Annotated in this window: 28 protein-coding genes and 1 riboswitch; of the genes, 7 read left to right on the top strand and 21 right to left on the bottom strand. The window is 40.5% G+C overall.

Annotated features, from left to right (window positions below):
* Positions 1 to 55: 55 nt before the first annotated feature.
* Positions 56 to 853 carry a sporulation transcription factor Spo0A gene (spo0A, locus tag E4K67_RS16905; protein WP_135548784.1) on the bottom strand — a complete coding sequence of 266 codons (798 nt, stop codon included), beginning with the start codon at positions 851 to 853 and terminating at the stop codon, positions 56 to 58.
* Positions 854 to 1,317: 464 nt separating this feature from the next.
* Here spo0A and E4K67_RS16900 point away from each other — a divergent pair, with 464 nt between their 5' ends.
* Positions 1,318 to 1,509, top strand: a complete 192-nt coding sequence (locus E4K67_RS16900) for a ferredoxin (RefSeq protein WP_135548782.1) — start codon at positions 1,318 to 1,320, stop codon at positions 1,507 to 1,509.
* 95 nt (positions 1,510 to 1,604) lie between these two features.
* On the opposite strand, the gene E4K67_RS16895 is transcribed toward E4K67_RS16900, so the two are convergent.
* From E4K67_RS16895 to E4K67_RS16870, 7 genes are all read right to left on the bottom strand, one after another.
* A complete protein-coding gene (locus E4K67_RS16895) occupies positions 1,605 to 2,486 on the bottom strand; it encodes a DUF1858 domain-containing protein (protein ID WP_135548780.1) in 882 nt (293 codons plus the stop codon).
* A gap of 9 nt (positions 2,487 to 2,495) precedes the next feature.
* Positions 2,496 to 2,642, bottom strand: coding sequence for a hypothetical protein (locus E4K67_RS30165; protein ID WP_199242576.1), 147 nt, complete (start codon positions 2,640 to 2,642; stop codon positions 2,496 to 2,498).
* 304 nt (positions 2,643 to 2,946) lie between these two features.
* Positions 2,947 to 3,396: a hypothetical protein gene (locus tag E4K67_RS16890; RefSeq protein WP_135548778.1), complete on the bottom strand. Its 450-nt coding sequence runs from the start codon at positions 3,394 to 3,396 to the stop codon at positions 2,947 to 2,949.
* A 205-nt stretch (positions 3,397 to 3,601) separates the two neighbouring features.
* Positions 3,602 to 3,952 (bottom strand): recombinase, encoded by a 351-nt coding sequence (locus E4K67_RS16885; protein WP_135548776.1) that lies wholly within the window; start codon positions 3,950 to 3,952, stop codon positions 3,602 to 3,604.
* A gap of 599 nt (positions 3,953 to 4,551) precedes the next feature.
* A complete protein-coding gene (gene pssA / locus E4K67_RS16880; protein ID WP_135548774.1) occupies positions 4,552 to 5,091 on the bottom strand; it encodes a CDP-diacylglycerol--serine O-phosphatidyltransferase in 540 nt (179 codons plus the stop codon).
* Positions 5,088 to 5,726 (bottom strand): phosphatidylserine decarboxylase family protein, encoded by a 639-nt coding sequence (locus tag E4K67_RS16875; RefSeq protein WP_135548772.1) that lies wholly within the window; start codon positions 5,724 to 5,726, stop codon positions 5,088 to 5,090. The genes pssA and E4K67_RS16875 overlap by 4 nt, the downstream gene beginning before the upstream one ends.
* Before the next feature lie 175 nt (positions 5,727 to 5,901).
* Positions 5,902 to 8,685: a helicase C-terminal domain-containing protein gene (locus E4K67_RS16870; RefSeq protein ID WP_199242575.1), complete on the bottom strand. Its 2,784-nt coding sequence runs from the start codon at positions 8,683 to 8,685 to the stop codon at positions 5,902 to 5,904.
* A 134-nt stretch (positions 8,686 to 8,819) separates the two neighbouring features.
* On the opposite strand from E4K67_RS16870, the gene E4K67_RS16865 reads away from it, so the two are divergent.
* The 3 genes from E4K67_RS16865 to E4K67_RS16855 all read left to right on the top strand — a co-directional run bounded on the left by E4K67_RS16865 (position 8,820) and on the right by E4K67_RS16855 (position 12,416).
* The gene (locus E4K67_RS16865) at positions 8,820 to 9,323 is read left to right on the top strand and encodes a hypothetical protein (protein ID WP_135548770.1); all 504 of its coding nucleotides are present in this window, start codon (positions 8,820 to 8,822) and stop codon (positions 9,321 to 9,323) included.
* Between the two features lie 248 nt (positions 9,324 to 9,571).
* On the top strand, positions 9,572 to 11,605 hold the full coding sequence (pabB, locus tag E4K67_RS16860) for an aminodeoxychorismate synthase component I (protein ID WP_135548768.1): 2,034 nt from the start codon (positions 9,572 to 9,574) through the stop codon (positions 11,603 to 11,605).
* Positions 11,592 to 12,416: an aminotransferase class IV gene (locus E4K67_RS16855; RefSeq protein ID WP_135548766.1), complete on the top strand. Its 825-nt coding sequence runs from the start codon at positions 11,592 to 11,594 to the stop codon at positions 12,414 to 12,416. Before pabB ends, E4K67_RS16855 begins: the two co-directional genes overlap by 14 nt.
* Positions 12,417 to 12,584: 168 nt before the next feature.
* Here E4K67_RS16855 and E4K67_RS16850 read toward each other — a convergent pair whose 3' ends face one another.
* Positions 12,585 to 12,848: an antibiotic biosynthesis monooxygenase gene (locus E4K67_RS16850; protein WP_135548764.1), complete on the bottom strand. Its 264-nt coding sequence runs from the start codon at positions 12,846 to 12,848 to the stop codon at positions 12,585 to 12,587.
* A 218-nt stretch (positions 12,849 to 13,066) separates the two neighbouring features.
* Here E4K67_RS16850 and E4K67_RS16845 point away from each other — a divergent pair, with 218 nt between their 5' ends.
* Complete coding sequence (locus E4K67_RS16845) at positions 13,067 to 13,366, top strand: hypothetical protein (protein ID WP_135548762.1); 300 nt, start codon at positions 13,067 to 13,069, stop codon at positions 13,364 to 13,366.
* Between the two features lie 87 nt (positions 13,367 to 13,453).
* Here the strand turns inward: E4K67_RS16845 and E4K67_RS16840 are convergent, their stop codons facing one another.
* The 7 genes from E4K67_RS16840 to E4K67_RS16810 all read right to left on the bottom strand — a co-directional run bounded on the left by E4K67_RS16840 (position 13,454) and on the right by E4K67_RS16810 (position 18,153).
* On the bottom strand, positions 13,454 to 13,897 hold the full coding sequence (locus E4K67_RS16840; protein WP_135548760.1) for a DUF2383 domain-containing protein: 444 nt from the start codon (positions 13,895 to 13,897) through the stop codon (positions 13,454 to 13,456).
* 71 nt (positions 13,898 to 13,968) lie between these two features.
* The gene (locus tag E4K67_RS16835) at positions 13,969 to 14,250 is read right to left on the bottom strand and encodes an EscU/YscU/HrcU family type III secretion system export apparatus switch protein (RefSeq protein ID WP_135548758.1); all 282 of its coding nucleotides are present in this window, start codon (positions 14,248 to 14,250) and stop codon (positions 13,969 to 13,971) included.
* Positions 14,247 to 15,350 (bottom strand): hypothetical protein, encoded by a 1,104-nt coding sequence (locus E4K67_RS16830; RefSeq protein ID WP_135548756.1) that lies wholly within the window; start codon positions 15,348 to 15,350, stop codon positions 14,247 to 14,249. Before E4K67_RS16830 ends, E4K67_RS16835 begins: the two co-directional genes overlap by 4 nt.
* A gap of 84 nt (positions 15,351 to 15,434) precedes the next feature.
* Positions 15,435 to 16,031: a DUF2103 domain-containing protein gene (locus tag E4K67_RS16825; protein ID WP_135548754.1), complete on the bottom strand. Its 597-nt coding sequence runs from the start codon at positions 16,029 to 16,031 to the stop codon at positions 15,435 to 15,437.
* Between the two features lie 15 nt (positions 16,032 to 16,046).
* Positions 16,047 to 16,529 (bottom strand): metallophosphoesterase family protein, encoded by a 483-nt coding sequence (locus tag E4K67_RS16820; RefSeq protein ID WP_135548752.1) that lies wholly within the window; start codon positions 16,527 to 16,529, stop codon positions 16,047 to 16,049.
* A 28-nt stretch (positions 16,530 to 16,557) separates the two neighbouring features.
* A complete protein-coding gene (locus E4K67_RS16815; RefSeq protein ID WP_135548750.1) occupies positions 16,558 to 17,658 on the bottom strand; it encodes a CofH family radical SAM protein in 1,101 nt (366 codons plus the stop codon).
* A gap of 123 nt (positions 17,659 to 17,781) precedes the next feature.
* Entirely contained in the window at positions 17,782 to 18,153 is a 372-nt protein-coding gene (locus E4K67_RS16810) for a hypothetical protein (RefSeq protein WP_135548748.1), read from the bottom strand.
* Positions 18,154 to 18,284: 131 nt separating this feature from the next.
* On the opposite strand from E4K67_RS16810, the gene E4K67_RS16805 reads away from it, so the two are divergent.
* A complete protein-coding gene (locus E4K67_RS16805) occupies positions 18,285 to 18,728 on the top strand; it encodes a DMT family transporter (RefSeq protein WP_135548746.1) in 444 nt (147 codons plus the stop codon).
* Positions 18,729 to 18,739: 11 nt separating this feature from the next.
* On the opposite strand, the gene E4K67_RS16800 is transcribed toward E4K67_RS16805, so the two are convergent.
* A complete protein-coding gene (locus E4K67_RS16800) occupies positions 18,740 to 19,264 on the bottom strand; it encodes a hypothetical protein (RefSeq protein WP_135548744.1) in 525 nt (174 codons plus the stop codon).
* 94 nt (positions 19,265 to 19,358) lie between these two features.
* Between E4K67_RS16800 and uvrC the strand changes: the two genes are divergently transcribed.
* Positions 19,359 to 21,164 (top strand): excinuclease ABC subunit UvrC, encoded by a 1,806-nt coding sequence (gene uvrC, locus E4K67_RS16795; RefSeq protein WP_420841554.1) that lies wholly within the window; start codon positions 19,359 to 19,361, stop codon positions 21,162 to 21,164.
* A gap of 563 nt (positions 21,165 to 21,727) precedes the next feature.
* Here uvrC and E4K67_RS16790 read toward each other — a convergent pair.
* The 4 genes from E4K67_RS16790 to E4K67_RS16775 form a co-directional block, all read right to left on the bottom strand.
* Complete coding sequence (locus E4K67_RS16790; RefSeq protein WP_135548740.1) at positions 21,728 to 22,024, bottom strand: CD3324 family protein; 297 nt, start codon at positions 22,022 to 22,024, stop codon at positions 21,728 to 21,730.
* Positions 22,025 to 22,471: 447 nt separating this feature from the next.
* Positions 22,472 to 23,131, bottom strand: coding sequence for a FusB/FusC family EF-G-binding protein (locus E4K67_RS16785; protein WP_135548738.1), 660 nt, complete (start codon positions 23,129 to 23,131; stop codon positions 22,472 to 22,474).
* Between the two features lie 484 nt (positions 23,132 to 23,615).
* The gene (locus E4K67_RS16780) at positions 23,616 to 24,395 is read right to left on the bottom strand and encodes a C40 family peptidase (protein WP_243454519.1); all 780 of its coding nucleotides are present in this window, start codon (positions 24,393 to 24,395) and stop codon (positions 23,616 to 23,618) included.
* A gap of 50 nt (positions 24,396 to 24,445) precedes the next feature.
* A riboswitch (cyclic di-AMP (ydaO/yuaA leader) is annotated at positions 24,446 to 24,597 on the bottom strand.
* A 123-nt stretch (positions 24,598 to 24,720) separates the two neighbouring features.
* Positions 24,721 to 26,088, bottom strand: coding sequence for a PFL family protein (locus E4K67_RS16775; protein WP_135548736.1), 1,368 nt, complete (start codon positions 26,086 to 26,088; stop codon positions 24,721 to 24,723).
* Between the last annotated feature and the right edge of the window lie 11 nt (positions 26,089 to 26,099).

The following is a 26,099-nucleotide window of genomic DNA, read 5'->3' as shown; positions in this document are numbered from 1 at the left end:
AATAATGCTAAGTATATATGATGACAATAGTGTTTAATAATTTCTTACCTTCAGCTCAACTCACTTTACTCATAACTCTTAATTTATCAGCAAGAAGTGCTATAAATTCTGAGTTCGTGGGTTTTTGTCGCTCAATATTCATAGAATATCCGAAGATTCTTTTAAGCGTATCAGTATGTCCACGTTCCCATGCTAACTCAATTGCGTGACGAATTCCACGTTCAACCCTACTGGGTGCAGTGTCAAACTTTTTCGCAATTCCTGGATAAAGTTCCTTAGTTACTGCTCCTAACAGGGAAACATCTTCCACCACCATCAAAATCGCATCTCTAATATATTGATACCCTTTAACATGCGCAGGAATCCCGATTTGATGCATCATAGTTGTTACTTCGACACAGAGATTAACTCCACACCCTGCCGTTGCCACAACCGGCGAAGTTGATGAAAACTGAGCTGGAGCGGATGACGGCATATCCTGCGTTAAAGATCGAATCCGTTTGCCGAGGACATCTAAATCAAAGGGTTTTAGAATAAAGTAATCCACGCCAAGCATCATTGCCTGATGGGTAAGTGATTCCTGGCCAAAAGCAGTTAGCATGATAACTTTAGGACGGGCCATTGTCGTTCGAGCATTAATTCTTTCTAATACCCCTAAACCATCTAAATTTGGCATAACCAAGTCAAGGATAATTAAATCTGGTTCCTGAGTCTGAATGAGTTCCCAAGCCTCTAAACCATTATTTGCGACTCCTACAATGATTAAATCTTCTTGTGCTTGGATATAGTTCTGTAGCATTTGACACAAATTACGGTTATCATCCGCAACAACGATTTTTATTTTGTTACTCATTCTGCCATCATCCTACCTTAATTGTATTCCGGATCATCTTTTAGCATAAAAACGTGCGCATCTGTCCGGTGCTCTTATTATACGTTAGGGTCAATGTCGAAATCGTAAATAATAAGGCAAGGTGATAAGTTGTTTCTCGTGAAGAAAGAGTTATAACCAAAGGGCTTCTGGTTATTTATGGTATTTTTTAATACGCAAAATATTCCATTGTTTTCCATGTATGAATTGAAAGCAGTTTTATACACGAATTGTCGAGAACAATATCGAGCTTTATCGCAATATAGTCACCTGATGACATTTAAGTATTATTGATCTAATTATCCATAATTAAGGCATTTTTAGTGATGATGTCAAATCTATTGTCAAATCTACTATTTAAAAAATTTAGATATGCTACACTTATTAAGTATAGACGGCTTTGACTAGGGTAGAATAATACCTAGATTAGTTTAAGGAGGTACATAATGTTTGCTACAGTAGACAAAGATGCTTGCATCGGGTGTGGAGCTTGCCCTGACATCTGTCCTGAAGTATTCAAGATGGAGGATGACGGCTTAGCAGAAGCTTATAAAAATCCGGTTCCCAGTGAGGTTGAAGCGTCTGCCAAGGAAGCTGCCGAGGGCTGCCCAACAGATGCAATTCACCTTGAAGATTAATATCGCTTACAAAAGGTAAGAAGGCAGTAGAAGCGGTTGATTAACAACCGTTTTTACTGCCTTCTAGTATTGTATTGTTTGACTCAACTTGCTTTTTAATGCATTGCTTTTTCTGCAAATTCTTGAAGTCCTTCTATACCTATTCGATCAATAAGACGACCAATTCGCTCTTGAGGTTTGCCATTTTGTTTATAGTAATCAATAACCGCGTCCATCGCTGGTATAACTTGGTCTTTTTGAAGATTTTCTAAAAGGATGTTCCCCTGCCTTGGCTTGACTCCACCATTTCCACCTACATAGAGATGATAACCTTTGCTTGTACCCATCAGCCCTAAATCCACAGAAGCGGAGTCAGCACATTTATTTGGGCAACCAGACACACCCATTTTAAATTTCGAAGGTAATTTCATGCCATGATAGCGTTTGTCAATTTCCATGCCCAAAGCTAACGTTTCTTGCAGTCCTCGCTTACAAAACGTATTGCCAGGGCAAACTTTTACACTCCGCACGCATAAGCCAATCGCGTGTCCGGGATCCATGCCTAAGTCTTTCCATACCTTAGGTACATCTTCAGGGAGTAACCCTACAATAGCAATACGCTGAGCGGAAGTCACTTTAATAGCTTGGGCATGGTATTTTTCAGATACATCTGCAATCTTACGTAAAATTTCCGGAGTAACGACACCAGCTGGAATATGGGGAGCAATAGAATAAGTCTTCTTGTCCATTTGCAGGATGCCCCCAGCAGGTTGAGCCTTTGCTGCTGCCTCTGCTGAAAGTTCTCCTTGTTCCACAGAATTTACTTTTTCTAACAACACATTTGGATCAAGATTATGCATCTGGGCAGCATTGGCTAAAGTTTCATTAACCGAAAATGCACATCCAAGGCAATGTAACCCGAGTTCCTGCATAGCTTCGGCAGTCTTCGGATTGACTTCCATAACATCTTTTAATTTCATATCAAGTGTAAAACGCATACGCTTCTCCTAACCATGAATGAGCATTGGTAAACAATGCATACATACATGTTTCTCTTCACCTTGGTGGACATATGTCAATACTGGGGTTAGTTCACTGGTTGTTCCGCAATGAGCACATTCTAGTTCTGGTGCCGCTTTTTTTACTTCTTCCATTTTCGAATAACCTCCCTCTAATATTTATTAGTGTAACACTGACACCTCTCACTTAGTGTGACGCAAAACACATCTCTGAGTGTATTAAGTCACTCTAACGAATACGAAAAGTTATATCAGAATTCAGTTTAAACGGATAGTCTCAAAACTATACAAAAGTAGAAACGAATTATGAAGTTCCTTGCCAGAAAGTATATAACTAAAAGTTATACTTTCTGACTAGTAGAACAAAAGAAAAAACACGATTTCCCGATTTCGGTCTACCGTGTTCAAGAGTTATTAAATTAATTAGCAGATAAGTAGTTCATAGTACGTCGTTCATCCGCTTTAGGCGTTCGATACGCCATCCATTTTCTGTTTGCTTTAGATTAATGGAAAATGTCACTGGCTGTACTTCTTCAATAGATGACGTCCAGAAAACACGCACCACCACCCCTTGTGATATGTCCGAATCAGAATTCATAAACACTATTTTCTGCAAGGACAATAGAGGATCTTTATTCAACCGAGTTTCCCATTCTCCGAACTCCTTTTGGTCCAAAGAACCCTCTGTCAGTACTAATAAGTCACGAGCGAGGTCAGTTTGGCGATGATCCATAAGCTGCCAAAAGTGTTGAATTGTTTTTTGTGGAGAATCCCCAAAATGAGGATCTGCCAGAGCCGATATCACTGTTTGGGGCGTCTTAACGGTGACGAGAGTAATTAGACAGAAAAGTGATAGGCCAAGGAACCATACATAACGACTATAACGCATAATTTCCCTCCTTGCTTGTCTCTACTATCATTCTAGGAGGGAAAAGCTCAATTCATACCACTTTAACCAAAAACTTTTCTTAAAACATTAAGTACAAATTCCGGTAGGCGAACATAATATATTCTCATACTTTAATAGACCTCCTTTACATCAGCTTAAAATACTCATATGTGCTAATGTATGCACACATTAGCATGAATGTCCTTTATATCACTTGGTAATTCTTTACTGCTTCTTCAAGTTGAGCAACAAGTAGACGATCCTCCTCTGTATTTGCCGTGAAATAGAGGCGACCAATGATACCAGTAATCACCTTAAGCACATCTTCCAAAACCAATGACTCTTTCATCGCTAATTGAGCACTCGTTTCAATTAAAGCAATACCGAATTGATGACCTACCCCATCCTTCACCATTCGCGTACAACTTTTCCCTAACAATCGCATAACCAGAGAAGCTTCTTGAACATCCAATTGGCGAACCACTTCAATCGTAGTCGTTAAACCTTGCACGATACGCAATCCCACGCTATTCCAACTTACTTGTTGATCCATCATATACTTCCCCCTTAGAGATCACTTCCGTGCCATACAATATGCCACATCCCTTCCAAGGGTGAAAAAACGAGCAAGGAAAGTAAAATACTTTTCTTGCTCGTTGTAGTTTGTGATTTAGATGCGTGATATATCGCATATTTCCCGAGTTCCAAGCCGGAACATAAAATGCAAGTCAAGAACATCCCCTAACTTGCACAAGTCAAAGAACCGCCCCCAACTTGCATACTGCACCAACTTACACGTGCTCCTCGAGACGGTGCACATGAAATGTGCCGTCTCCCCGTCTCTCGTTCTCCGTCTCCTCGACCCAAGCCAGGGACGCAGTGTGACACAGCGCGACGTCTTATACGTAAGCAGAAAAGCAAACTTCCGTGTAAGCGACCCCAGATACGGGGCAGCGAACAAGGATGTGAGCTGCCGCCATTGCGCCAGGGACGGCGCATTTGGCACGATAGTCTCCAGTGGAGATTATCGCCGTAGGCGTGTTCTTCAAAAGAGTACTATCCGCCGAAGGATGAACCCCGCACCCCACACTAGGAGCTTACACGGTTAGTTTGCTCTGCGTCGTATGATCTGAGCGCTGAGTCACACAAGTCCCCCTACTTGCCCAATTTCGCCACCTTAAACGTAGACACCATTAAAAACGCTAAAATCACCATACTTACAGGATAAATATACCATGGCAACATATTGCGAAAGAGCATCAATAGGGCTAATAAACCTCCAGCGAAGGTAATAGGGACCCCTACAAAATGAGTTGTAATATTAAGCATATTAAAACGTGCCAAACGGACTGCTCCACATAAGGCGAAAAAAGCCGCAATACTTAACCCAATATACTTTACATAGTCAGATTGTAGTGGGTACAAGATTGCTTGATAAGTAAGAATTGCAGGTGCTACACCAAAAGAAACTAAGTCACTCAAAGAATCAAGTTCTTTTCCGAAATCTGAGCTCACGGAAAGTCTGCGTGCCACCTTACCGTCTAAACTGTCCAAAAGAACAGAAAGTAAAATCATTGCTGCTGCTATTGTATAATGCTTTTCAATAACCAAAATCAAGGCAAGAAAACCACAAAGCAAATTAGCCAAGGTAAAAATGCTAGGGATCATACTAGCCGTAATTGGATTTCCTTTCATTCGACACTCACTCTCCCTATTACACTTACTCCACCACGGACCTTATCTCCAGGACTAATCATTATTTCAACATTTGTTGGCACAAAAATCTCTGAGCACGAACCGAATTTGATAAGACCAAACCTTTCCCCTTTGACTACTTTGTCTCCCATATTAACCCAGCATACAATCCTACGTGCAATAAATCCTGTCACTTGAGTCACTAAAATCTTCAAATGTTCATTTTGGATTCCCACATAGTTTTTTTCGTTCAGTTCAGACGCATGGCTTTTAAAGGCGGGGATCATTAGTCCTGGTCGGTAGCTACGAAAGACAACTTCGCCTGCCATAGGGCAGCGATTGATATGAACGTTAAATACACTTAAAAAGATACGTACACGTATGCTTTCTCCGTTCAGAAACTGGTCTTCCAAGACCCTTTCCACATCCATAACTACACCGTCCGCTGGGGATACTAACATCAATTCATCCGTTGGAATAACTCTTTCGGGGTTTCGAAAAAAGAATAAAATAAACAAGAACAGGATACCTGGTATAACAACAAGCCACGGCCAAACCCAATACGCTAAAACCATCAGAAAAGCCAATATCGCCAGATAAAACCAAGCATCACGAGAAATGGGATATTGTTTCACCGAAAAATTGACCTCCTCCTCTTGAGTGAGACTCTTACTTCTACAAGTTGGAGTAGTATCTCGTACTCTGCTTCGGTGGTGGGGTAGACTCCTCAACCGAAGTCTCGCTGTTCAACTTTAGTTGAACAAGTTCACTTGCTCTAGTTTACCATTTTTAGGACGATTAGAAAAGCTCTTAACCCAATTCCATAGCCTTCCACTCTTCGAGCTTGCGAAGAATTAGTGAATTTCCCCCTCGAATATGAGTCCCTATCGGTAAGGAATTTAAAAAGAACCTCCCATAATATTTTTCAATAACTCTGTCATCTAGTAAAATCACAACACCACGGTCCCCCTTGGAACGGATTAAGCGACCAAACCCTTGCTTAAAACGAATCACCGCTTCTGGTAGTAATAGTTCTTGAAAAGGATCACGTCCTAAAGACTTGAGGAATTCTGAACGAGCTTCAATTAATGGTAACGACGGAGGCCAAAAAGGTAGTTTAACTAGGATAACACAAGATAGTGTATCGCCCGGAATATCAATCCCTTCCCAGAAACTATTCGCGCCTAAAAGGACACTCTTTGGATTTCTCTTAAAAGCTTCTAAAATTGTGCTTCGTTCTCCGTGAAATCCTTGCGCTAGTGTCTCAATACCAATGCGTGATAATTTCGGATTCAAAGAGGCATAGGTATCACGCAATAATTTATGAGCCGTAAATAAAACTAAAGTCCGGCCATTCATACGCTCAGCAACTTCAGTAATGAACTCCGAGAGATTTTCAGCCTTTTCCTCGTCAGAATCATACTGTCCCAAACCCTTTTTGACAACGAATAATCTCATTTGCTGTTCATAGTCAAAAGGGGAGTCTACCTGCGCAGTTCTAGTCGTATTAGGTAGTCCAATATCTCGGAGAAAATGCTCGAACGAATTAGAAATGCTCAATGTAGCTGATGTTAAGATTACGGAATCGAAACGCGAAAAAATCTTCTCCTTGAGAATATCGCTAACTTCAATAGGAGAAGTCTTTAAATAAAGTCTGGAGTTTTGTTCAAGCCATGTTACTTGTTTAGGATTATGAACGTTCAGCACAAGTATCAACGTGTCAAGCAGTGCTTGTAGCTCTCTCTGATGCCCTACTAAAACATATTTGAGCTCCTCGATCTCTTCTGCATCTTCCCCACTTAAAGCACTTTTCAAACTTTCGAGGACAGCGATTAAAGCCTTGATTCGTCCAATTAGGTTCTCAAATTGAATATTTAACGTACCCCACCATGTTTGGGTTGAATGGCTTGCAACAAATCTATACGTTCGCTCCTTGCCTATTATTAACAACAACAACTGAAATAACTCTTTGGCCTGCTCTACCACCATAGAGCAATTTTCAGGAAGGTCATCTAACCTCTTTTCGAATATTTCCCACGCAACAGAAGGTACTCGGTGCGTAAGTGGACCTAAGCGTTGTTTAACCAGCCCATAAAAATTTTGCCCTGTAAGTTTATATATATTATCAATAATCCGAGTAACATTTTCTAGGCTCATATCTGATCCGAGATGTTGTAATGCCGTTTGGTAAACCTGATGCGCTTCATCAATCACAAGCTGATGATATTCCGGCAACACATTATAATCAGTCTTAAGATCCGCAAATAGTAGCGAGTGATTTACTATCAATAGATCTGCCTCTTCTGCCTTTTTGCGGGCCCTGAGTAAAAAGCAAAGCCCTGCCTTCGAACATTTTCCGGGAATACACGTTTCATTATCCGCATTTAAACTAGCCCAAATTTGTATGAGACCAGGAACCTTCGAGAGTTCTTGCAGGTCTCCTGTCTGAGTTTCTCGGATCCAAACAAGAATGCTTAAAAGGGCGAGCCTTTGTTCTTCCCGCGAAATTTCACGCGGATTAGTCATGTAACCCTGTAAACTCTTTAAACAACAATAATTACTTTTCCCTTTCAATACGGAAACTTTAAAGCTAAATGGTAATATTGTTTCCAAAATTGGGATATCTTTTTTTTGAAGTTGTTCCTGAAGCGGAATGGTGTGTGTCGCTACAACGACTTTTTTCCCGGTCTTTTTTGCCGACCATAAACAGGGTAATAGATAGGCAAACGACTTTCCTGTCCCTGTTCCGGCCTCAACAACAACGTGTTGCGAGGAGGTAAGCCCTTCCGCTATTAGTTTTGCCATTTTCACCTGTCCTGGCCTGCTCTCATAGCCGATTAGATTTTGCTCGAGAATTCCTCCTGGTGAAAAACAATCGACAACCCAATCGATTGAGACAGGAATTTTATCCGTCTGGTTTGTATCACTTGAAAATATTCCTTCAGAAAGAGGGGCGAGCACAATATCTGTCCGAATCTGTCGATCGGGAAAACGACGAGTAATTTCTTTATGTGATTGGTCGATAAAACCTCTTCCAGCCCACCCCTCCAGGAGACCCTTAGTTTGATCAAAGAAGCTAAGATCGAATTCCAGGCTTTTTTTCCTGCACGTCTCAAAAAGTTTCCAAGTTAACCAGGCATTCATTTCTGATCGATGACCCCTAGCTCCTTCTTGCAAAGCTAATGGAAGCCTTTCAGCTAGATAGGGTAATTGATAGTCATGCACAGTTGGGAAAAAAATCCTAGCTAATTCTAGGGTATCCCATTGAGACTGCTGAAAACGAACGTTTAATTTCCGTTCCAGGAGAGAGAGAAGAAATGTTATACGATGCCCGACAAGAACGGCGTCCTGAAAAAACTCCTGTATCTCGTGGCTATGCTCATCTAAGTGACAAGCACCGTCAAGCTCTTCCACTTTGATACCAGTTAGGTTTAAAACCTTATTCGTTATTTCTTGCTCAGGCAGAACAAGAAAGTGACATGTTCCTTGAATTTCTCCATCACGGATTCGGAGTGCAGCAAATTCAATGATTTCATCCTTCAAGACCTCTAAACCTGTAGTTGCTACATCAAAAACCACAATGTCTTTGCTCAAAATACTGACCCCTCTCTTGTTGCCATTGTACACTATTATAACGAAAGGAATCAACGAAAAGCAGGATTTTCGACTTCTATAGCGAATATAATATCTTTGGAATACGAATCTTGCAGTAGGAAGAAGGATATCTATTGTTCAAACGTAAGATTTCTACCCTGGGACTTGGTCTTGCTGTTTTCTTAGCTAGTCTTTTTCTAAGCGGCTGTTCAGAAAAGCCTTTTTTAACACAAGACGGGTCGTACGTCATTTTATCAATTTCCCCTTCTGGGATGACTCAATCAGAACTTATCAAATTACCATGGAACACAAATTCGGCCGTGATGCAGAACTTACTTAAGGAATGTTCTTTTGTTTTAAGTGATTTACGCACCCCTAGTGCCACCCAAGATCCTGAAGTAAAAGCCCCGCTAAAAACAACAATTCTCCAAACCAACTTCGCACAACCAAAGCGCATGTCTTTTCTTGTGGATCAGAAGATCCTTACACTTGATGTCCAGTCTCTTCAAATTGAGGTCGAAGGAGCTAATGTAGGACAGGTTACCATCAATCAAACGATCACCTTGCAGGGTATCAATAACCCTAATCTCTTTCCTGCGTTCGAAGCAGTGAGAGATTTGATACATGATAATAATTAATTGAATAAAAGTTGCTTTATAGCAACTTTTATTTTTGTTAAAAACACCTCTCTTACGCTTCTCTTTTCCTGTTGATTGGTGATGGAATCCCCACGATATCTAGCTGAGAGTCTATAAATTGAATAAAGACACCCTGAGTCAGAGAGGCTACAATATAGAGGACCCTCAATAGTGAAGTCGGCATTCCCGCTCTGAGGTGGGAGCCTATCGATTGGAAAAACTTTTGACAGTATAAAGGGGAAACAACGATGATATTTTTACTAGATAATCATGATTCTTTTACCTATAACCTCTACCAATACTTTGGGGAACTTGGAGAGGAGATCATTGTCAAACGCCAAGACGCTATTACCTTAACAGAGATCGAGACAATGCATCCTGATTTGATTGTAATCTCACCTGGGCCCTGCACACCGAATGAATCTCCACTTTCTTTAGCCATTATTGAGCATTTTATGGGACGAATCCCCATTTTAGGCGTTTGTCTGGGACATCAAGCTATCGGACAGTTTTTTGGAGGAAAGGTAATCCAAGCCATAAAGCCCATCCACGGAAAAACGGCACCCATTCTTCACGATCAGCAGGGGGTTTTCACTGACCTAATTAATCCATTAGAAGTGACCAGATATCACTCATTAATCATAGAGCGTTCTTCCCTTCCTAAGGAATTAATAATTACTGCCGAGTCAAATGATGGAGAAATCATGGGCATACGTCATAGAACACTGCCAATTGAAGGGATTCAATTTCATCCAGAAGCTATTTTAACCCAATCCGGACATCACCTTTTAAAAAACGCCATCCAGAATGCAAAAACGTGGCGCCTGCAGCATGCTACAGCTCCATGGATTGTTAAGCCACTCTCAGTTTCCATTCCTCCTTATCTCTTATTTCCAGCTTTTAAAGAAAAACCTTCCCCATTTTTTTTAGATAGTGGAAACGATTACAAAGAGCTTGGTCGTTATTCCTATTTCGGCTCATCCCCATTTTTAGAAGCAACTGCCTACCCCGATCATCTTGAGCTTTTTTGGCCGAACCGCTCAGAACGGGAAATAATCCCTCTTCTAAAATCCGAAAGTTTGAATTTTCTTGATGATACACATTGTAAATACCACGTGCTTGATTCCCCGTTTCCCTTCTCGGGTGGCGCAGTAGGATTTTTTAGCTATGATCTTAAAAACGAGATTGAATCACTTCCCAATAGTACAGCAGATGACTTAAAGCTCCCGCTGTGGCGTTTTGCCTGGTATGATGGCATTGTGATTTACGATCACATAGAGGAGAAGTATTGGATCACGGCCTGCGGGATTGACGAATACGGGACGTGTCATGCAGATTTAGCCCACACACGTATTGAAGACTTAGAACAGATCCTCTATCCATTTACTCCTGAGCGACAAGACGAACTTGAAGATCCCAAGACTGTGACAAACCTTCCCTACTCAACCATCGACCCCAGCGTTTCCCATACACAGTACTTAATTGATTTAAAACGCGTCATTGATTACATCTATGCTGGAGATATTTATCAAGCCAACCTAACCCAACGTTTTTCCATGGATTGGCAGGGGGATAATTGGTATCTCTATTCTCAACTTCACAGACATAATCCAGCTCCCTTCGCTGCCTTTCTGCCATATTCGGATTTTCAAATACTTTGCAGTTCTCCCGAGCGCTTCATTCGAATTTTATCAAACGGACGAATCGAAACTCGACCGATCAAAGGGACACGCCCTCGCGGAAAATCGCCACAAGACGATGAGTTACAAGCTTTAGAACTTCAAAACAGTTCTAAAGATCGAGCGGAGCTAACCATGATTATCGATCTAGAACGCAACGACCTCGGGCGAATTTGCGAATTTGGAACTGTTAAAGTAACCGATCTAATACAACTTGAAAAATATCCTACCGTCTGGCATCTAGCCTCGACTATTACTGGGCAACTAAAACAGGGTCTCAAGCCCAGTGCTATTTTAAAAGCCGTTTTCCCAGGTGGATCAATCACAGGAGCCCCGAAAATCAGGGCGATGGAGATTATTGAAGAAATAGAGTTATACAAACGGGGGATATATACAGGAAGCATTGGTTATATGGGCTTTGATGGCACCTGGGACTTTAACATTGTCATTCGTACGATTTTAATAAAAAACAAGAAGGCGTATATTCATGTTGGTGGAGGGATTGTTGCAGACTCGATCCCCGAAAGTGAGTATAACGAAACGCTTGATAAAGCTAATGCCTTATTTCGGGTTCTGAAAGGAAGATTAGATGGTGCCCACTGATACCCTATCGTCGCAAGACCGACTAGCTTTATTTGGGTTCGGACTTTTTGAAACGCTTCTCATAACCGAAGTTGGTCCACACTTTCTTGATCTCCATTGGCAGCGCATGAACAAGGGTGCTACCTTTCTCGGTCTTAATTTACAGGCTAAAAATGAGTGGGCTAAACTGGTTCAGAAATATATAGAAGAGAACCCTAGTCCATACCCCTATGCGCTGCGAGTTACTCTTAGTGGTGGGTCTCCCCTTGCTAGTCTTCCCTCTCAAATCCTTTTCCACAAGCGAGTACTTCCCTATACACCTGCTCAATACACATTAGGAATTCGACTATACCTATTACCATCCCCTCGTAATGAGCGTTCACCTTTAGTCTCCATTAAATCTACGAATTATCTCGAAAATATCCTTGCCAAAGAAGAAGCTCTTAGAAATGATGCTGAAGAGGGCTTATGGCTAAATACTCAAGGCTATATTTCGGAAGGTACAATGAGCAATTTATTTTTTATCAAAGATGAAGTCCTCTTTACCCCCTCTCTTGTCAGCGGATGTTTGCCTGGAACACGTCGTCAACTCATTCTCGACTTAGCTCAGTCTCTACAAATTACAATTTATGAAGGTCTGTACCGATCTTCAAACCTATTGTCGGCTGACGAAGTCTTCATGACCAATTCCCTCATGGGCATAATGCCGGTTCGACAAATTGATGGTTTCCCCTTTCCGATTGCCCCCTTGAGTGAAAAAAAATCAGGGATGCGAAGACTTGAATCAGCTTATAATAAGCTTATCAAAAAGGCTTCGCAGCCCTTAAGTTAATCTACAAACTGGGTGAATAAACGGAGGAGGCAAGGTAATATTTCTTGCCTCCTCCGTTTATCCAAATCGAAGATTCCCCTTCTACAAGTTGAGACTTTACCCGCACTCCTTACGGTGGGCTAAGTTTTCAACTTAAGTCTAATGTTCAACTCAAGTTGAACGAGTTCACTAATATTTTTCTTCAAGCACTTCAAACATTTGAGGTGTTGCAGACTTAAATGCTTTATTTTCGCCCACGGTAACTGCCCATCTTTCGTAAGCCGAATGATTTTCCCATTTAGAAAAAAGCATAATATCCGAAGTATTCTCTTGTTTATTTACCGAAGCAAATTTAAACCCTTCGGTATTTTCAACGGTTTGAATTCCTGTTCGAACCTCTCCTAAAATTCGATCTGCGTCCGGACCGTTAAATGTATGAATCACTGTAAGCATATTTTACACCCTCCATTGACGATTATTTTCCTTTCTAGTTTATCCTAGACTGTATTTCAGCATACCTTTAATCGCATGAACTTTCATTCTACAAGAGGCATAAGTTAAGATGAGAAGATTACATTTCCTCAAAAAATCCATCGTTAAATTCTAGATTTCATGCTATACTGAAATGGGTCAGTCAGGGCACGTTTAAGTTGCACAAAGGGGGACAGTGGATGAAGCTTATTTACATTCAAACAGACTTTCCGAACGGTCGTTCCCACATTTTAATGCGTGATACCGAATCTACTTATCCAGAACTTGTTCATTTCTTGATGGTTTTAAGTAACAGGGGAACCTTGTGGGTTGATGTTTTCTGGCCGTACGATCAAGAATCTGAAGGATATACTCGTAGAATCTCTGAACAACTATTTTGGCAAACCTTCCGTGAATGGAGACTTCAAGGCATACTTCTTGGCGACAGCGAAAAAGTGGCGCAAATGCTAGCACGAAGACGCTTAGCAAAGAAGGTCTAACTTCACGTAGACAACATAGTTAGTTAGTAAATAAACAAGCAGCAACTGCTGCTTGTTTTAATTTTAGGCCATCTACAATTTACCCATTTACATATTACTGTAGAGACCACTTCTCAAACTCTGCAATTGTTTTAGATGATCATGTTCATCTGAAAAGATTGGTTCCAGCACCTCTTTTTCGGCGCTACTCAAATATTGTTCCGAATACTTTACAGCTCTTGCTAGGCTCTTATCTTCTCCGTCATAAAGGCGTTCAAGTATCTTCATTGGCTCTGCCTCGCCCAGATTAGCCAGATGGGTTTTCCAATCTGCCATTATACCTATAAAGCCCGCGCCTTCTTCAGCCTGTCCTCCATTAGTTTGGATGTAATAAGATATTCGAGTGGCATGTTCTTTATGATCTGTGAGAATCGCCGTAAGATGGTTACGAAGTGGTCCGTCCGTTAGTTCGCCAATATATGCTTGATATTGTTTGATGGCCATATGCTCGCCTTGAAGGATCTTATTTAGCACTTCAAATGAATTATTCATTAGTACCTCCTGCATCCTATTTTTCTACTATTAATAGTTTGCGAAGCATTCTATGAATTATGTATGTTTATTTATGAACTTGGGCTCGATTTAGTTTTGTCTAATCTATAAATGAAGGCGAGGATCTCTGCCACTGCACGATACAACTGGGGTGGAATTTCTTTCGTCAACTCTACCTGCATCAAAGCTTCCACCAGCAATTCATTTTTTTGAATAGGAATTCCTTCAGCTTCAGCGGTTTCGATCATTTTACGAGCCACTTCTCCCGCCCCTTTAGCGACTATCCGTGGTGCACCAATTTGATCGTAAACTAGAGCTGCGGCTTTTGTCTTCTTTTCTTTATTTTCTTTCAACTCTGAATATCAACTCCACTTCGTCTTGATCCTTGAAGGAAATTCTGAAATTCTAGGTTCTGCCCTAGCTCACCCGTTTCGATTTTCGTTAAATTAAAACCAAGCTTAGCAAATTGTGTCCTCGTCTCAGGCAAAGCCTCTTCTAGGAGTTGAGTCGGGAAATGGCCATCTGTTAAAACACGAAAGGTCACTGAATCTTCATAAAAATATGCATCAATTCCTACCTGTCCTAGTTGCGGAGTATCCATCTGTATTCCCACTCGGCAGTGTTGCTCATCCATTTTTCCGCCGTTACGAGCACTTTCTATCGCTATTTGTGTTGGTACGAACTGTTCCTGATTTAATAAAGGAAGATGGAGTAATAGATAGGCATTATCAAGAGCACCTGTTTTAATCCACAATTGTTGTCCTGTTAATTTTTGGAGTAAATTTGTCAAGATCTCTTCTGAATCATGATTGACGAGGCCATCTTGACTTTGAAGAGCTTTGAGGAGTGCAAATTTAAAGGTTTCTTGGAGACCGTTTTTCTCTGCTTCCTTGGCTTGAGGATCTAATGTCATCATGTTTTGGATCCGTTGCTCATAATTCAGTCCGAGCTTTCGTAAACACTCCACTAGTTTTTCCGCTCCAGTGTTCTCTGATAGCCCTTCCCACTTTGGAATTGCTTTTCGAAGGTTCATCACAAGTCCTTCCAACGTTGTCCCTTGCAGACTTGTCAATAAAGTACTTAACAATCCAGTATTTGCTGCAGGAAATGATTTTAGTAGGCTTATAATTTCCTGATTAATAGGCAATCCTCTCTCTGTAAGCTGCTTTAACTGTTGGGGAGGGACAGGAATTCCCGCAAGCTTTTCCACTAAAGGTTCGCGAACCAACAATAAGCTACCCTCGCTCACATTGCCCACTTTGACCCAGAATTTTTCTCCCACTGTAGTCGTGGATTCTAAAAGGGCGGACAAGTTTTGGCCCTGTACCTTGATTGTTCCTGTTCCCTCAGCTGTTTTCTGAACAACTTCAACCATTAGACGCTCACCTTGATGCCATTGTTTAATTAAGGTTGATATGGCTGCACCTGGAGCTAATATGCCACCTACTTCCACACAACAGACCCTCCTATCTGAGCGGATACTCTTATACCCATAACAATCACCAAAACAGCTTAGGATAATTGGCCCTAAGCTGTTTTATTTTTGTTGAAATGTTTCGCGCATTGTTTGCGCGTTTTGAATTTTATCATATTCTAAGAACTTTTTTAAATGACTTAAGGCTTTGAGAGTTGTGCGATCCAAACAATCAGCTACATTAGGGGAATCTTGATCCCCGAGGATATGCTTAGGGCCTTTACCTTTTTCACAGGTGCGCTTTTTTGAGTGATGTAGGCCCCTCGGGGAAGTTCTTTTCTTGTATCTATGGTTTAATTCTTTGGGCAAATTAGTCAACTGTTTCTTAGGAGTTGCTCGGAGGGTGCTTTTCGTTATAACTTCAGGTTCCGTTGATGGTAGATCAGGCGGAAATTCCCGCTTAACCCAATTCTGAACACAAATTGGGTCTTTAGTGACTACAAAGACTTCTTGAATGGACCCATTACTTTTGAGTAAAAGTTTACACCCTGTTTGGGTTTCATATTTATAGACAATTCCTCGTTCGGAGGAATGACTAACGTCAATAACTCCAGGTATAATATCAGTCACTTCCGATAAGCGACCTAAATTCTCAAGCCAAAGCAAAGCATTTTGAATGATGCCGTGTTCTCGTTTTACTTTATTTCTACGATATTTCATTTATTTCACCGGCTTTCAAAAGTACACATGTTTTGCTTTTAGCTTCCCTTGTTGGATATCCAATAATCCAAAGGAATAATGGAGTTCACGTCTTTTGTCCGTCGGTGAACCTGGGTTGAACATAAAAATGCCGTCTCGCCACTCCATAAAAGGGGTATGACTGTGACCAAAAACTATTAGATCAACCTGTGTATCTTTAAAGGCCGTATAAGCTCGGTCTGGCGTACTTCTACCCTTACCTGAATCTCCATGAATCAACCCTATCCTAAGGGCTTCACATTCAATTATGTCGCGCTCAGGCAAAGAAACATTCCAATTGTCACAATTCCCTCTTACTGCCCGTACCGGTGCGAGACAGGACAATTCTTCGAGTAAGCCTATATGGGTCAAGTCGCCAGCATGGAGAATCATGTCAATTTGGGTTAACTGTTCCCAAACAAAACCGGGGAGAGATTTGCCCATACGTAAATGCGTGTCTGATAATACGGCGATTCGCATTCGATTCACCTCTTAGTTTCATACTTACTCATGGCCGAATCGTTTTTCGGACGTTGTAGTAGGTATCCCGTTCTACGGCCACTAAACCTGCTTCATGAATCAGACGGATTAATTGTTGTTCACTTTGCATTTGCGGACTTGTTGCACCTGCTGTGTGATAAATTTTCTCTTCTCGAACAACCCCATCAAGATCATTGGCCCCAAACGAAAGTGCCATCTGGGCAACTTGAGGACTGGTGGAAATCCAATAAGCTTTAATGTAGCGGAAATTATCTAAAATTAAACGCGCAACGGCAATTACTTTTAACGTACGAAGTGCACTTGCAGGAGAAACTTCTTCAAATTTTGTGTTCTTCGGATGAAAGGCAGTAGGAATCAGGGCATAGAAGCCCTTAGTTGCGTCTTGTTGATTTCGCAAAGCCAATAGATGATCGATTAGTTCCTCATTCGTTTCAAGAAGTCCATACAGCACATTTGCATTGGTAGGTATACCTAACTGATGGGCCATTCCGTGAATCTCTAACCAGCGTTCTCCACTTAATTTTCCAGGACAAATAATTTCCCGAACCCTAGGACTGAAATTTTCCGCTCCACCACCTGAAATAAAGCTAAGGCCTGCTTCTTTAAACATTTTTAGAATTTCTATAACTGGAAGATTCTCCATTTGAGCAAAAAAATCATAATCAGATGCAGTGAACGCTTTCAAACTGACCTGTGGAGCTCGTTCTTTGATTTTCGTTATCATGTTTAGATAATATGAAAAAGGAAGATCTGGGTGTATTCCTCCGACAATATGCAGTTCTGTAACCCCTTGATCTGCGAATCCCCCAGCTTTCGCTACCACCTCTTCAATGGACATCGTATAAGATCCCTTATCTCCAAGGTCTTTACCAAAAGCACAAAGCCCACACCGTACTTTACATACATTACTATAGTTAATATGGGCATTATTATTAAAGAATACCTGATCACCCGTCATAGCGCGTTTCCGTTCATTCGCCAGGTAACCCAGACCCAAAATATTATTTGTTTGTAAAAGATGAAGACCGTCATTTCGATTAAGCCGTTGTTCTGAGACCATTTTCTCATATACATCTTCTAATCCCTTAACTATTGGATTAAATTCCACTCCTGACCCTTCTTTCCCGAAAATTGTTATCACTTATAGTATAACATAATTCTCAAATTACTAGAAAGGAGAGTGAACAGAAAGAAAGGACTATAAGCGTGTCCCACTTAAGTCCTAAGATTGTTAGTGATATTGTTTCATAGTTTGTCGCTGTCGTTTGATAGCCTTACGCACTTCATTCGCAACTCGCCATGTTTCAGGTTGGTTGGGAGTTATTAACTCTAACTTCCCAGACCTCTTATCGATTAAGATATCGACTGATGGCTTGCGTCCTTGAGATTTTTCACCGGGATGTAGAATATCAATACCAATTTTATGTTCATCGTATTGAGGTGGTACGAGGTAATTTAGGACTTCTGCGGTTGCTTCCATAAGCTCCACGACTTGATCTTGGGGATACCCTTCTCCGATTAAGATTTCACGCACAGATGTTAAAGGATGCTCAAGTGTGAGTAGCATCTGGGCGCGTTGTATCAAATTATAATCGATGTCCAAACCGCCACCTCCACTTTATTTTTCTAACTTGTTTTCATTTTTCCCTTAACCTTTCTATTGAATACTGAGAGATCTTTAACGAATATAGGTATTTTTTCCACTCTAGTTAAATCAACCTAAGGAGGCTTAATATGTCAAAATTCTTTTCTTTTCCTTTTTTAGTTGCGGCTATATCTGGGATTGCAATGGCTATCCAAGGCACATTAAATTCATCGTTAAGTCAAAAAAGTTCATTACTATCGGCGACACTCGTAGTCCATCTCATTGGTACGCTTGTCTCCTTAGTTGCTGTACTCGCCTGGAGAGCTCCTCTATTAAACTATAACTGGACTTCAGTTCCATGGTATCTGTATCTTGGAGGTATACTCAGTGTACTTATTGTCGGACTGGTTGCAGTAAGCATCCCAAAAGTAGGCGTGTGTAACGCGACCACAGCCATTATCATTGGCCAGGTTAGTATGGCTGTACTTATTGATCATTTCGGATGGTTCGGTATGAGTCGCCACTCATGGACTCCATCCCAATTCATTGGAGTTGCTCTGTTCGCCGCAGGGGCCAAACTCCTCTTCCGCTAATTCTTTAATAATCACTGTTTGGCACGACCTACAATTAATGCCATATTATTAATAATGCTATATATTTCTTCGGTGACAGTAAATTTCCGTATTTGACCGTTAGATACTAATATTATAGAGCTCTTCCCCTCAGTACTCTGGTCACTTTCAATGAGTCGGAGAAGAAAGGCATAAGCCTCAGCACTTACTGCGAGTTGCTTAAACTCACCTCCTGCGACAAAGATGACCCAATATCCAGAGGAAACTTCGTTTTTTCCATTATTATAGAGGGCATTGGATACATTGGAGAAGTCTTGTTCCAGCAACGTCTGCTGATCATAGCTATTCGTATTCAGGTTGGCAGAATTATTCAGCGTGTAGTTGTCATTTAGCGTGCTTGTCTGAGTTACTGGGTCGGATAGTCGTGAGTAAATATCTTTGAAAAAGTTAGGGAATAAGATATAACCAACAACCCCAATAATGAGAACCCATAGGGCCAAGGCTTGTAAATCCTTCCATAAATCATTACGTGGTGGTCGTCCCCATGCACTTGGCATACCTTATCCCTCCAATCCATCTCATCTTATGCTTCAAATATGTCAGTCTTTATACATATATACGTTCATTTTTACCAAGATATGTGTTGGAAACTTGCATCTCGGAATCCCACCCTCTAGAATAAGAACTGAGGTGGGGAATATGGATCTACTTCGACAAAAACTGACCTTGTTGCCGGAGAAGCCAGGTGTGTATCTTATGAAAGATACTCAGGGACAGATTATTTATGTCGGGAAAGCTAAAATATTAAAAAATCGGGTTAAGTCATATTTTACTGGCTTACATGATGGCAAAACTGGGCGCCTAGTAAGCCAGATCGCCGATTTTGAATATATCATGACGGAATCTGAGGTTGAGGCTCTGGTCTTAGAATGCAATTTAATAAAAAAGCATAACCCGAAGTACAACATCCTCTTGCGAGATGACAAGACCTACCCCTATTTGATCATTACCGAAGAAAGCCACCCACGGATCCTCGTTACTCGGCAAGTAAAAAAAGGAAGAGGTAAATACTTCGGTCCTTATCCTAATGCAACTGCAGCCAAAGAAGCAGCACGTTTGCTTAATCGGCTATTCCCTTTTCGAAAATGCCGTCAAATTCCCTCGCGCCCTTGTCTTTATTATCATTTGCAACAATGCCTTGCCCCTTGCGTCACAGACGTATCGCTTAATGCTTATACGGAGATGCGCAAAGATGTTTCAACGTTTCTGAAAGGAGATCAAAGCGAGATAATCAAACTCTTAGAAGATAAAATGCAAACGGCGTCTGAGGCTCTCCATTTTGAACGTGCTACAGAATATCGTGACCTTATCGAAGACCTTAAACTCCTTCGAGAAAAACAAAACATCACGCTCAATGATTTTATCGATCGCGATGTTATCGGGTATGCTATAACCACAGATCAGATGTGCTTTCAGGTATTTTATATACGGCTTGGTAAGTTATTAGCACGTGATAGTTTCATTTTCCCTTATTATGAAGAACCTGAAGAAGCTTTCATCTCTTTTGTCGCTCAGTTTTATATTGAGCGTGCAGTCTGGCCTACTGAGATTTTGCTTCCACCGACGGAATCCCAAGTCTTAACGACCCTATTTCCAATCACCGTTCCCCAAAAAGGAAAGAAACGAGATTTAGTGCAGATGGCAATGTCCAATGCTCAGACCACTCTACACGATCAAATTTCACTTGAAATACGTCAACAATCTGAAACACAGCAAGCTTTAACCACCCTCGGGGACCTCTTAAGCATCCCGACTCCTAGTCGAATCGAAGCTTTTGACATTTCAAATATTGGCGGTGCACATAACGTTGCAGGTATGGTTCAATTTATCGAGGGCAAACCTCAACGCAATGGGTATCGGAAATACAAAATACAACCCATGGAGACATCTGATGATACGGCTGCCATGGGGCAGGTAATTCAGCGCCGGTACGCACGGTTAGTTTCGGAAAACAGCCCCCTTCCGAACTTAATTTTAGTAGATGGCGGCAAAGGCCAAATCAACGCGGCTTCTAGGTCACTAAAGGAACTTAACCTAACGATTCCCGTCGCTGGAATGGTTAAAAACGACCGTCACCAGACTCACGGTCTCTTAGATCAAACAGGTAATTCTGTTGCATTACCCAAAAGTCATCCCACATTTTATTTACTCGGCAGAATTCAGAATGAGGTCCATCGCTTTGCCATTACATTTCATCGTCAACAACGGGCTAAAAGTATGACGCTCTCTGCTCTCGATGGTATTTCCGGTATAGGTCCAAAGCGCAAGCAACAACTGTTAAAGCATTTTTCATCCCTTAACGACATTCAACGCGCAAGTATCGAAGAACTCCAAGAGGCCGGACTCCCTCATAGTGCTGCAACCATGGTCTACCAATATTTTCACGAATCCCCCTGATAAACACTAGTCTAAAAGGAGAGATCTATTCACATGATCCTAAATTACCGAGTAGAATTATGTCGGAAATGTTACTTCAAACGCACCCACAAATGTTCAGTTTCAGATTCTTACATCCAGAATCCATTGTTTCACCTTGCGAAACCTGGTGGAGAATGTTTAAACTACAAACCGGTTCCCTGGTTGCCCCAACTCTAACAACAAAAAGTACGACAACCACCTTGATAAGATATAGTGTTAAATAGTGTTCCGAAATGGTATTTACCCTTGATAATCATCACTTTGAGTTGGTACATGTACCAAAGCTCGTACCAAAACTACTAAGAAAGAAGGCCACAAATCATTTTTGTGGCCTTCTTTCTTAGGTTAAAATTAAAATCCTCCATACAGACGTGGAGTATAAATTCACCTTTGATAAGTCATTAGTAGTATTATTTCCTGCAAGAACAATAATTTTGTTCGTAGAGACATATCTCTGAGTTGCCTCTTTTATGGATATCTTCTCTCTATACGATTACAGATATCTTGCATTTTTTTCTTTATTTCAAATTATGATTGCGTGTTTATGATTCTGTATTGATTTTGAATATTAGTTTCTTTTGCTGACTAATAATTCTTCTGATACTTTTATCCGAAAGATAGTATTCCTGGGCCAAATCCAAAATTACAGCACCATTCATATATTTTAGATAAATTTCTGCATTTCTTCTTTTTAAAGTCTCTCTTGAACCGCTGTTTTCTCCCCATTTTTTTTGTGCTTCCTCTTTTCTAGGTATATATAAATATTCACCATTCACATATTCTTGAATAATTTTCACTATATCTTCCGGTAACACATTGTACGCATTACTATATTTCATATCTTTACTCCTCGAAAAATTTATTTCTTCTTGAAGCAAAGACCAAAAAAACTGTTACAAAGCTATGTTTGCAACAGTTTCCATATAGGAATAAATGTGTGAAATCATCTATTAAATCGCCTAATGCTGAATAATTACATACTAACTAAAGTTCTTTTTGAAATCAAAAAGAACTTTAGTAGGATCGTATAATTCAACATCAGCTATTTTAATGAAATAATCTCCAAGCAAAGCATAGCCGATTTAGTTCTTATGGCCTTCGCAAGGAGTATCTTTTAATCCAAAGTAATTTTTGTAACTCATAATATTCATACCTTTCATTAATACTAACTCTAATATATTTAGTAATAATATTTATATTGTACAATCTTTTAGCAAAGATTACAATTAAATCCTATATCCGATGCCGATTTTGAGAGTGGCAGAATCCCGGGCTGGACATAACCATTACTCTATATTGTTAACCTTCTTTAAAATTTTCTCAAGCTTTTCGATTGCTACAATTCGTTCATTACACTTCTCGCTATCTAAACATAATTCAAAGCCTATTGACTTATAGGCACCGTCTCCAGTATTAGCTGTTTTGCAGATAGATGAAACAACGGCTACTTCATTTTCGCCACCTTCATGATTGCAAAGCGCACACATATGAGTGTGATTGGAACTATAATTTCTAATTCTACATGTCATACCAATAAGTCTACCATTCATATTGTAAGCTACAAATAATTTTCTAATAGATTCATCAATCCAACCTAAATATACATTCTTTGAATCCTGTGCATTTAGGTTTGGTAGTTTTAATTTCCTTTCCTTTTTAAACAATTTACCAATTTGTTCTTTTGTAATGTTTGGCATTCCATATACATATTCATTCAACTCAGCTAAATACTCATCAATGTGTAAGGGGTCGTTAAATTTACTAATATCAAGTAGCTCTTTTTCTCCATCGGATAAATCTGTAAAAATATTTAATATTTTCTCGTATATATATTCCTTAGTAACTTCAATAATAGTAATATCTACGCAACCTCTGAATGCATTATTTAAATCATATAAACACTTTCTTATTTGATTATACTCATGTTTATTTATAAAAGCTTTCATAAAATCTAGCATCTCTTTTCTTAAATGTTTATTTCATTATTCATGCAAGTGAATATGACATTAGTTCCAGTTTCCTTTTCATCAGCACTAACAAAAAGATGATTATTATTACTCCAACTGAAATTAACAATGAAATCATAACATAGTCAAAATAAGCATTCAATCTAATTAATGATTCTGTAATGATTATGAGCATAGTAGTTTCTCTTCACTTATCTTTCGCGTAGAAGGCATTCGCGAGAAACCATAGATGGGATTTGTAAAGAATAATATGACCTGGCAGCAAAGATTTCTCACTTGTTACTATTAGCAGATTGTCAGAAGAGGCTGGCACAAAAAAACTCCATATATTATTTGGATGAAAACAAAAACAAACCCCTTTTATTTCTAAAAGGGGTTTGTTTTTTGATAAAATTCTTAAAATTATGGTAGACATTAACTACAGATATTAAAAAGTTGCTGTTTTAAATATCTACATAGAAACCTATGGGCGACGAGCACCTAGGTATCTGTCCGCATAATAACCCTCACTAAGACTGGAAGTGCGCACTCCACTATTTGACGCATGGATAAAACTCTCACCACCGATATAAATTCCAACATGAGATGGTCCCGAATTATTCGTTGCAAAGAACACTAAATCACCTTCTTGCAATTGAGCTTTCTTTACAGAAGACCCCACTTTGTATTGAGAAGAAGAAGTTCTAGGTAAAGAAATCCCAGATCCCTTATATACATATTGAGTATACCCAGAACAATCAAACCCACTGCGACTAGTTCCACCATATACATAGGGAACGCCAGTCAGACTACGTGCATTATCAACCAGAGATGAGCTATCCGATCTGGAAATCTGTAGTTTAGGAGCTTCTGCGACTTGAACTGGTGTGGCTGGTGCTTGTACCTTTTTTGGTTTTTCAGGTTGGACTACTTTTGCAGGTTGCGCTGCTGCCACTTTCGCCGGTTGTGCGGTTACCACTTCAGCGGGTTGTACTGCTGCAACAGTAACTGAATCACTAGGAGTTGGAACTGACTTCGGTAATTCTGCATCAGCTTCCACCTTCACCTCGTCAATCGCAGGACTTGAAATCCATTGCAATTCTTTACGAACTGCTTCTGTATAAGTTCTAGACGGGACAAAGCTAGAAGCCGTAAGCACATGTTTCATAGAAGAACCAGTGGAGGTAGCTGCTGTCGCTGTAGCTGGAGAAGTTTGACTTGAAGCTGATGCTGTAAGGCTACTAGCTAAAAGTAATGCCGCCAAAGTTGCGCTTCCCAACCACATCCGCGTTGATGAGGGAATCACCAAATGATATATCCACCTTTCTTAGCTTACGAGGTTAGTTGCCGGATTCGGGCAGGAAGGTGTTAGCCCTACACGTGAAAAGTCACGTGATTCACCCCAAAAAATTATCCCCCGTTCCAAGGCCATCAAGTTAGATGCTTGGATTCAGCTTGTCTAGTTCTTAATATTCGAGACATTTGCTAAAATTCCTGCATTTTTACGATGGAATTATTTTCTTTCATAGAAAAAGTATAATGATACCTCTTATTATACTATTCTATTGACCATCATAGTGTTCAAGCTATTAATTTGAAAGACTAATAATCGGCGCTGGAATACGGCCGCCACGATTTACAAACAGTTTTGATGAAAAGGGGTGGATTTCCATCACAGGTGCTCCACCTAACAATCCTCCAAATTCTACTCGATCGCCTGCCTTTTTACCGATTGCAGGTATAACTCGAACTGCCGTAGTCTTTTTATTGATCATCCCAATTGCTGCTTCATCGGCAATAATAGCCGAAATCGTTTCAGCGCTCACATCCCCAGGTAGGGCAATCATATCTAAACCAACAGAACAAACGCAGGTCATAGCCTCTAATTTATCGAGGGTCAAAGCCCCTACTTCCACAGCTTTTACCATTCCTGCATCCTCCGAGACAGGTATAAAGGCGCCACTTAACCCTCCAACATGAGAAGAAGCCATTGCTCCTCCTTTTTTAACAGCATCATTAAGTAATGCCAAGGCGGCGGTTGTTCCATGTGTCCCGCATCGTTCGAGACCCATATTTTCGAGGATTTCTGCCACACTGTCTCCAATTGCCGGGGTTGGAGCCAGCGAAAGATCAACGATTCCGAAAGGAACATTTAAGGCCTTCGAGGCTGCTCGCCCTATTAACTCTCCCATACGTGTGATTTTGAAAGCGGTTTGCTTTATAAGATTAGAAAGTTCACTAAAATCGGCTTCAGGGTATTTCTTTACAACCTTTGCCACAACTCCAGGGCCACTGACTCCCACATTAATAACACACTCGGGTTCCCCAACCCCATGAAAGGACCCAGCCATAAAGGGATTATCCTCGGGGGCATTACAGAATACTACCAATTTCGCTGCCGCTATACCATCTTTGTCTGCCGTAAGTTGAGCGCACTTCAGAACTACTTGCCCCATTTTAAGAACAGCGTCCATATTAATTCCCGCTTTAGTAGTTCCTATATTCACTGATGAACAGATAAACTCCGTCTCACTAAGAGCTTGGGGAATGGCGTCTATAAGTGCCAGATCTCCAACTGTAAACCCTTTTTGAACCAACGCGGAAAAACCGCCTATAAAATTAACTCCGACCTCACGCGCGGCTCGATCTAAGGCTTTGGCAATCCTAACCATTCCATCGCTATTCATGTTGGCCGCCACGATTCCAATAGGAGTGACAGATACACGTTTGTTAATAATAGGAATTCCGTAACGTGCTGAGATTTTTTCCCCAACCGATACTAATAACCCTGCATTTCTAACAACTTTATCGTAAATCTTCTGTTCCAGCCGGTTAATATCTTCCGATCCGCAATCCAAGAGACTTATCCCCATCGTAATCGTTCGAATATCAAGATTCTCTTCATGTATCATTTGAATCGTTTGTTGTATTTCTTCTTGAGCGAATGTGATAGTCATGATTACCTCCC

It is taken from the genome of Desulfosporosinus fructosivorans, from assembly GCF_004766045.1.
GTDB classification, from domain to species: Bacteria; Bacillota; Desulfitobacteriia; order Desulfitobacteriales; family Desulfitobacteriaceae; genus Desulfosporosinus; species Desulfosporosinus fructosivorans.
The sequence above is the reverse complement of the archived record's forward strand: the minus strand, read 5'-3'. Positions and strand labels throughout refer to the sequence as shown.

Coding starts and splice junctions, on each gene's coding strand:
- E4K67_RS16790 (WP_135548740.1), bottom strand. CDS start 22,024: ATGAAATATAGTAATGCGTACAATGTGTTACCGGAAGATATAGTGAAA.
- E4K67_RS16805 (WP_135548746.1), top strand. CDS start 18,285: ATGTCAAAATTCTTTTCTTTTCCTTTTTTAGTTGCGGCTATATCTGGG.
- E4K67_RS16895 (WP_135548780.1), bottom strand. CDS start 2,486: ATGCGTTTTACACTTGATATGAAATTAAAAGATGTTATGGAAGTCAAT.
- E4K67_RS16885 (WP_135548776.1), bottom strand. CDS start 3,952: ATGATGGATCAACAAGTAAGTTGGAATAGCGTGGGATTGCGTATCGTG.
- E4K67_RS16845 (WP_135548762.1), top strand. CDS start 13,067: ATGAAGCTTATTTACATTCAAACAGACTTTCCGAACGGTCGTTCCCAC.
- E4K67_RS16900 (WP_135548782.1), top strand. CDS start 1,318: ATGTTTGCTACAGTAGACAAAGATGCTTGCATCGGGTGTGGAGCTTGC.
- pssA (WP_135548774.1), bottom strand. CDS start 5,091: ATGAAAGGAAATCCAATTACGGCTAGTATGATCCCTAGCATTTTTACC.
- pabB (WP_135548768.1), top strand. CDS start 9,572: ATGATATTTTTACTAGATAATCATGATTCTTTTACCTATAACCTCTAC.
- E4K67_RS16840 (WP_135548760.1), bottom strand. CDS start 13,897: ATGAATAATTCATTTGAAGTGCTAAATAAGATCCTTCAAGGCGAGCAT.
- E4K67_RS16850 (WP_135548764.1), bottom strand. CDS start 12,848: ATGCTTACAGTGATTCATACATTTAACGGTCCGGACGCAGATCGAATT.
- E4K67_RS16820 (WP_135548752.1), bottom strand. CDS start 16,529: ATGCGAATCGCCGTATTATCAGACACGCATTTACGTATGGGCAAATCT.
- E4K67_RS16785 (WP_135548738.1), bottom strand. CDS start 23,131: ATGAAAGCTTTTATAAATAAACATGAGTATAATCAAATAAGAAAGTGT.
- E4K67_RS16800 (WP_135548744.1), bottom strand. CDS start 19,264: ATGCCAAGTGCATGGGGACGACCACCACGTAATGATTTATGGAAGGAT.
- E4K67_RS16825 (WP_135548754.1), bottom strand. CDS start 16,031: ATGAAATATCGTAGAAATAAAGTAAAACGAGAACACGGCATCATTCAA.
- E4K67_RS16855 (WP_135548766.1), top strand. CDS start 11,592: ATGGTGCCCACTGATACCCTATCGTCGCAAGACCGACTAGCTTTATTT.
- E4K67_RS16890 (WP_135548778.1), bottom strand. CDS start 3,396: ATGCGTTATAGTCGTTATGTATGGTTCCTTGGCCTATCACTTTTCTGT.
- spo0A (WP_135548784.1), bottom strand. CDS start 853: ATGAGTAACAAAATAAAAATCGTTGTTGCGGATGATAACCGTAATTTG.
- E4K67_RS16775 (WP_135548736.1), bottom strand. CDS start 26,088: ATGACTATCACATTCGCTCAAGAAGAAATACAACAAACGATTCAAATG.
- E4K67_RS30165 (WP_199242576.1), bottom strand. CDS start 2,642: ATGGAAGAAGTAAAAAAAGCGGCACCAGAACTAGAATGTGCTCATTGC.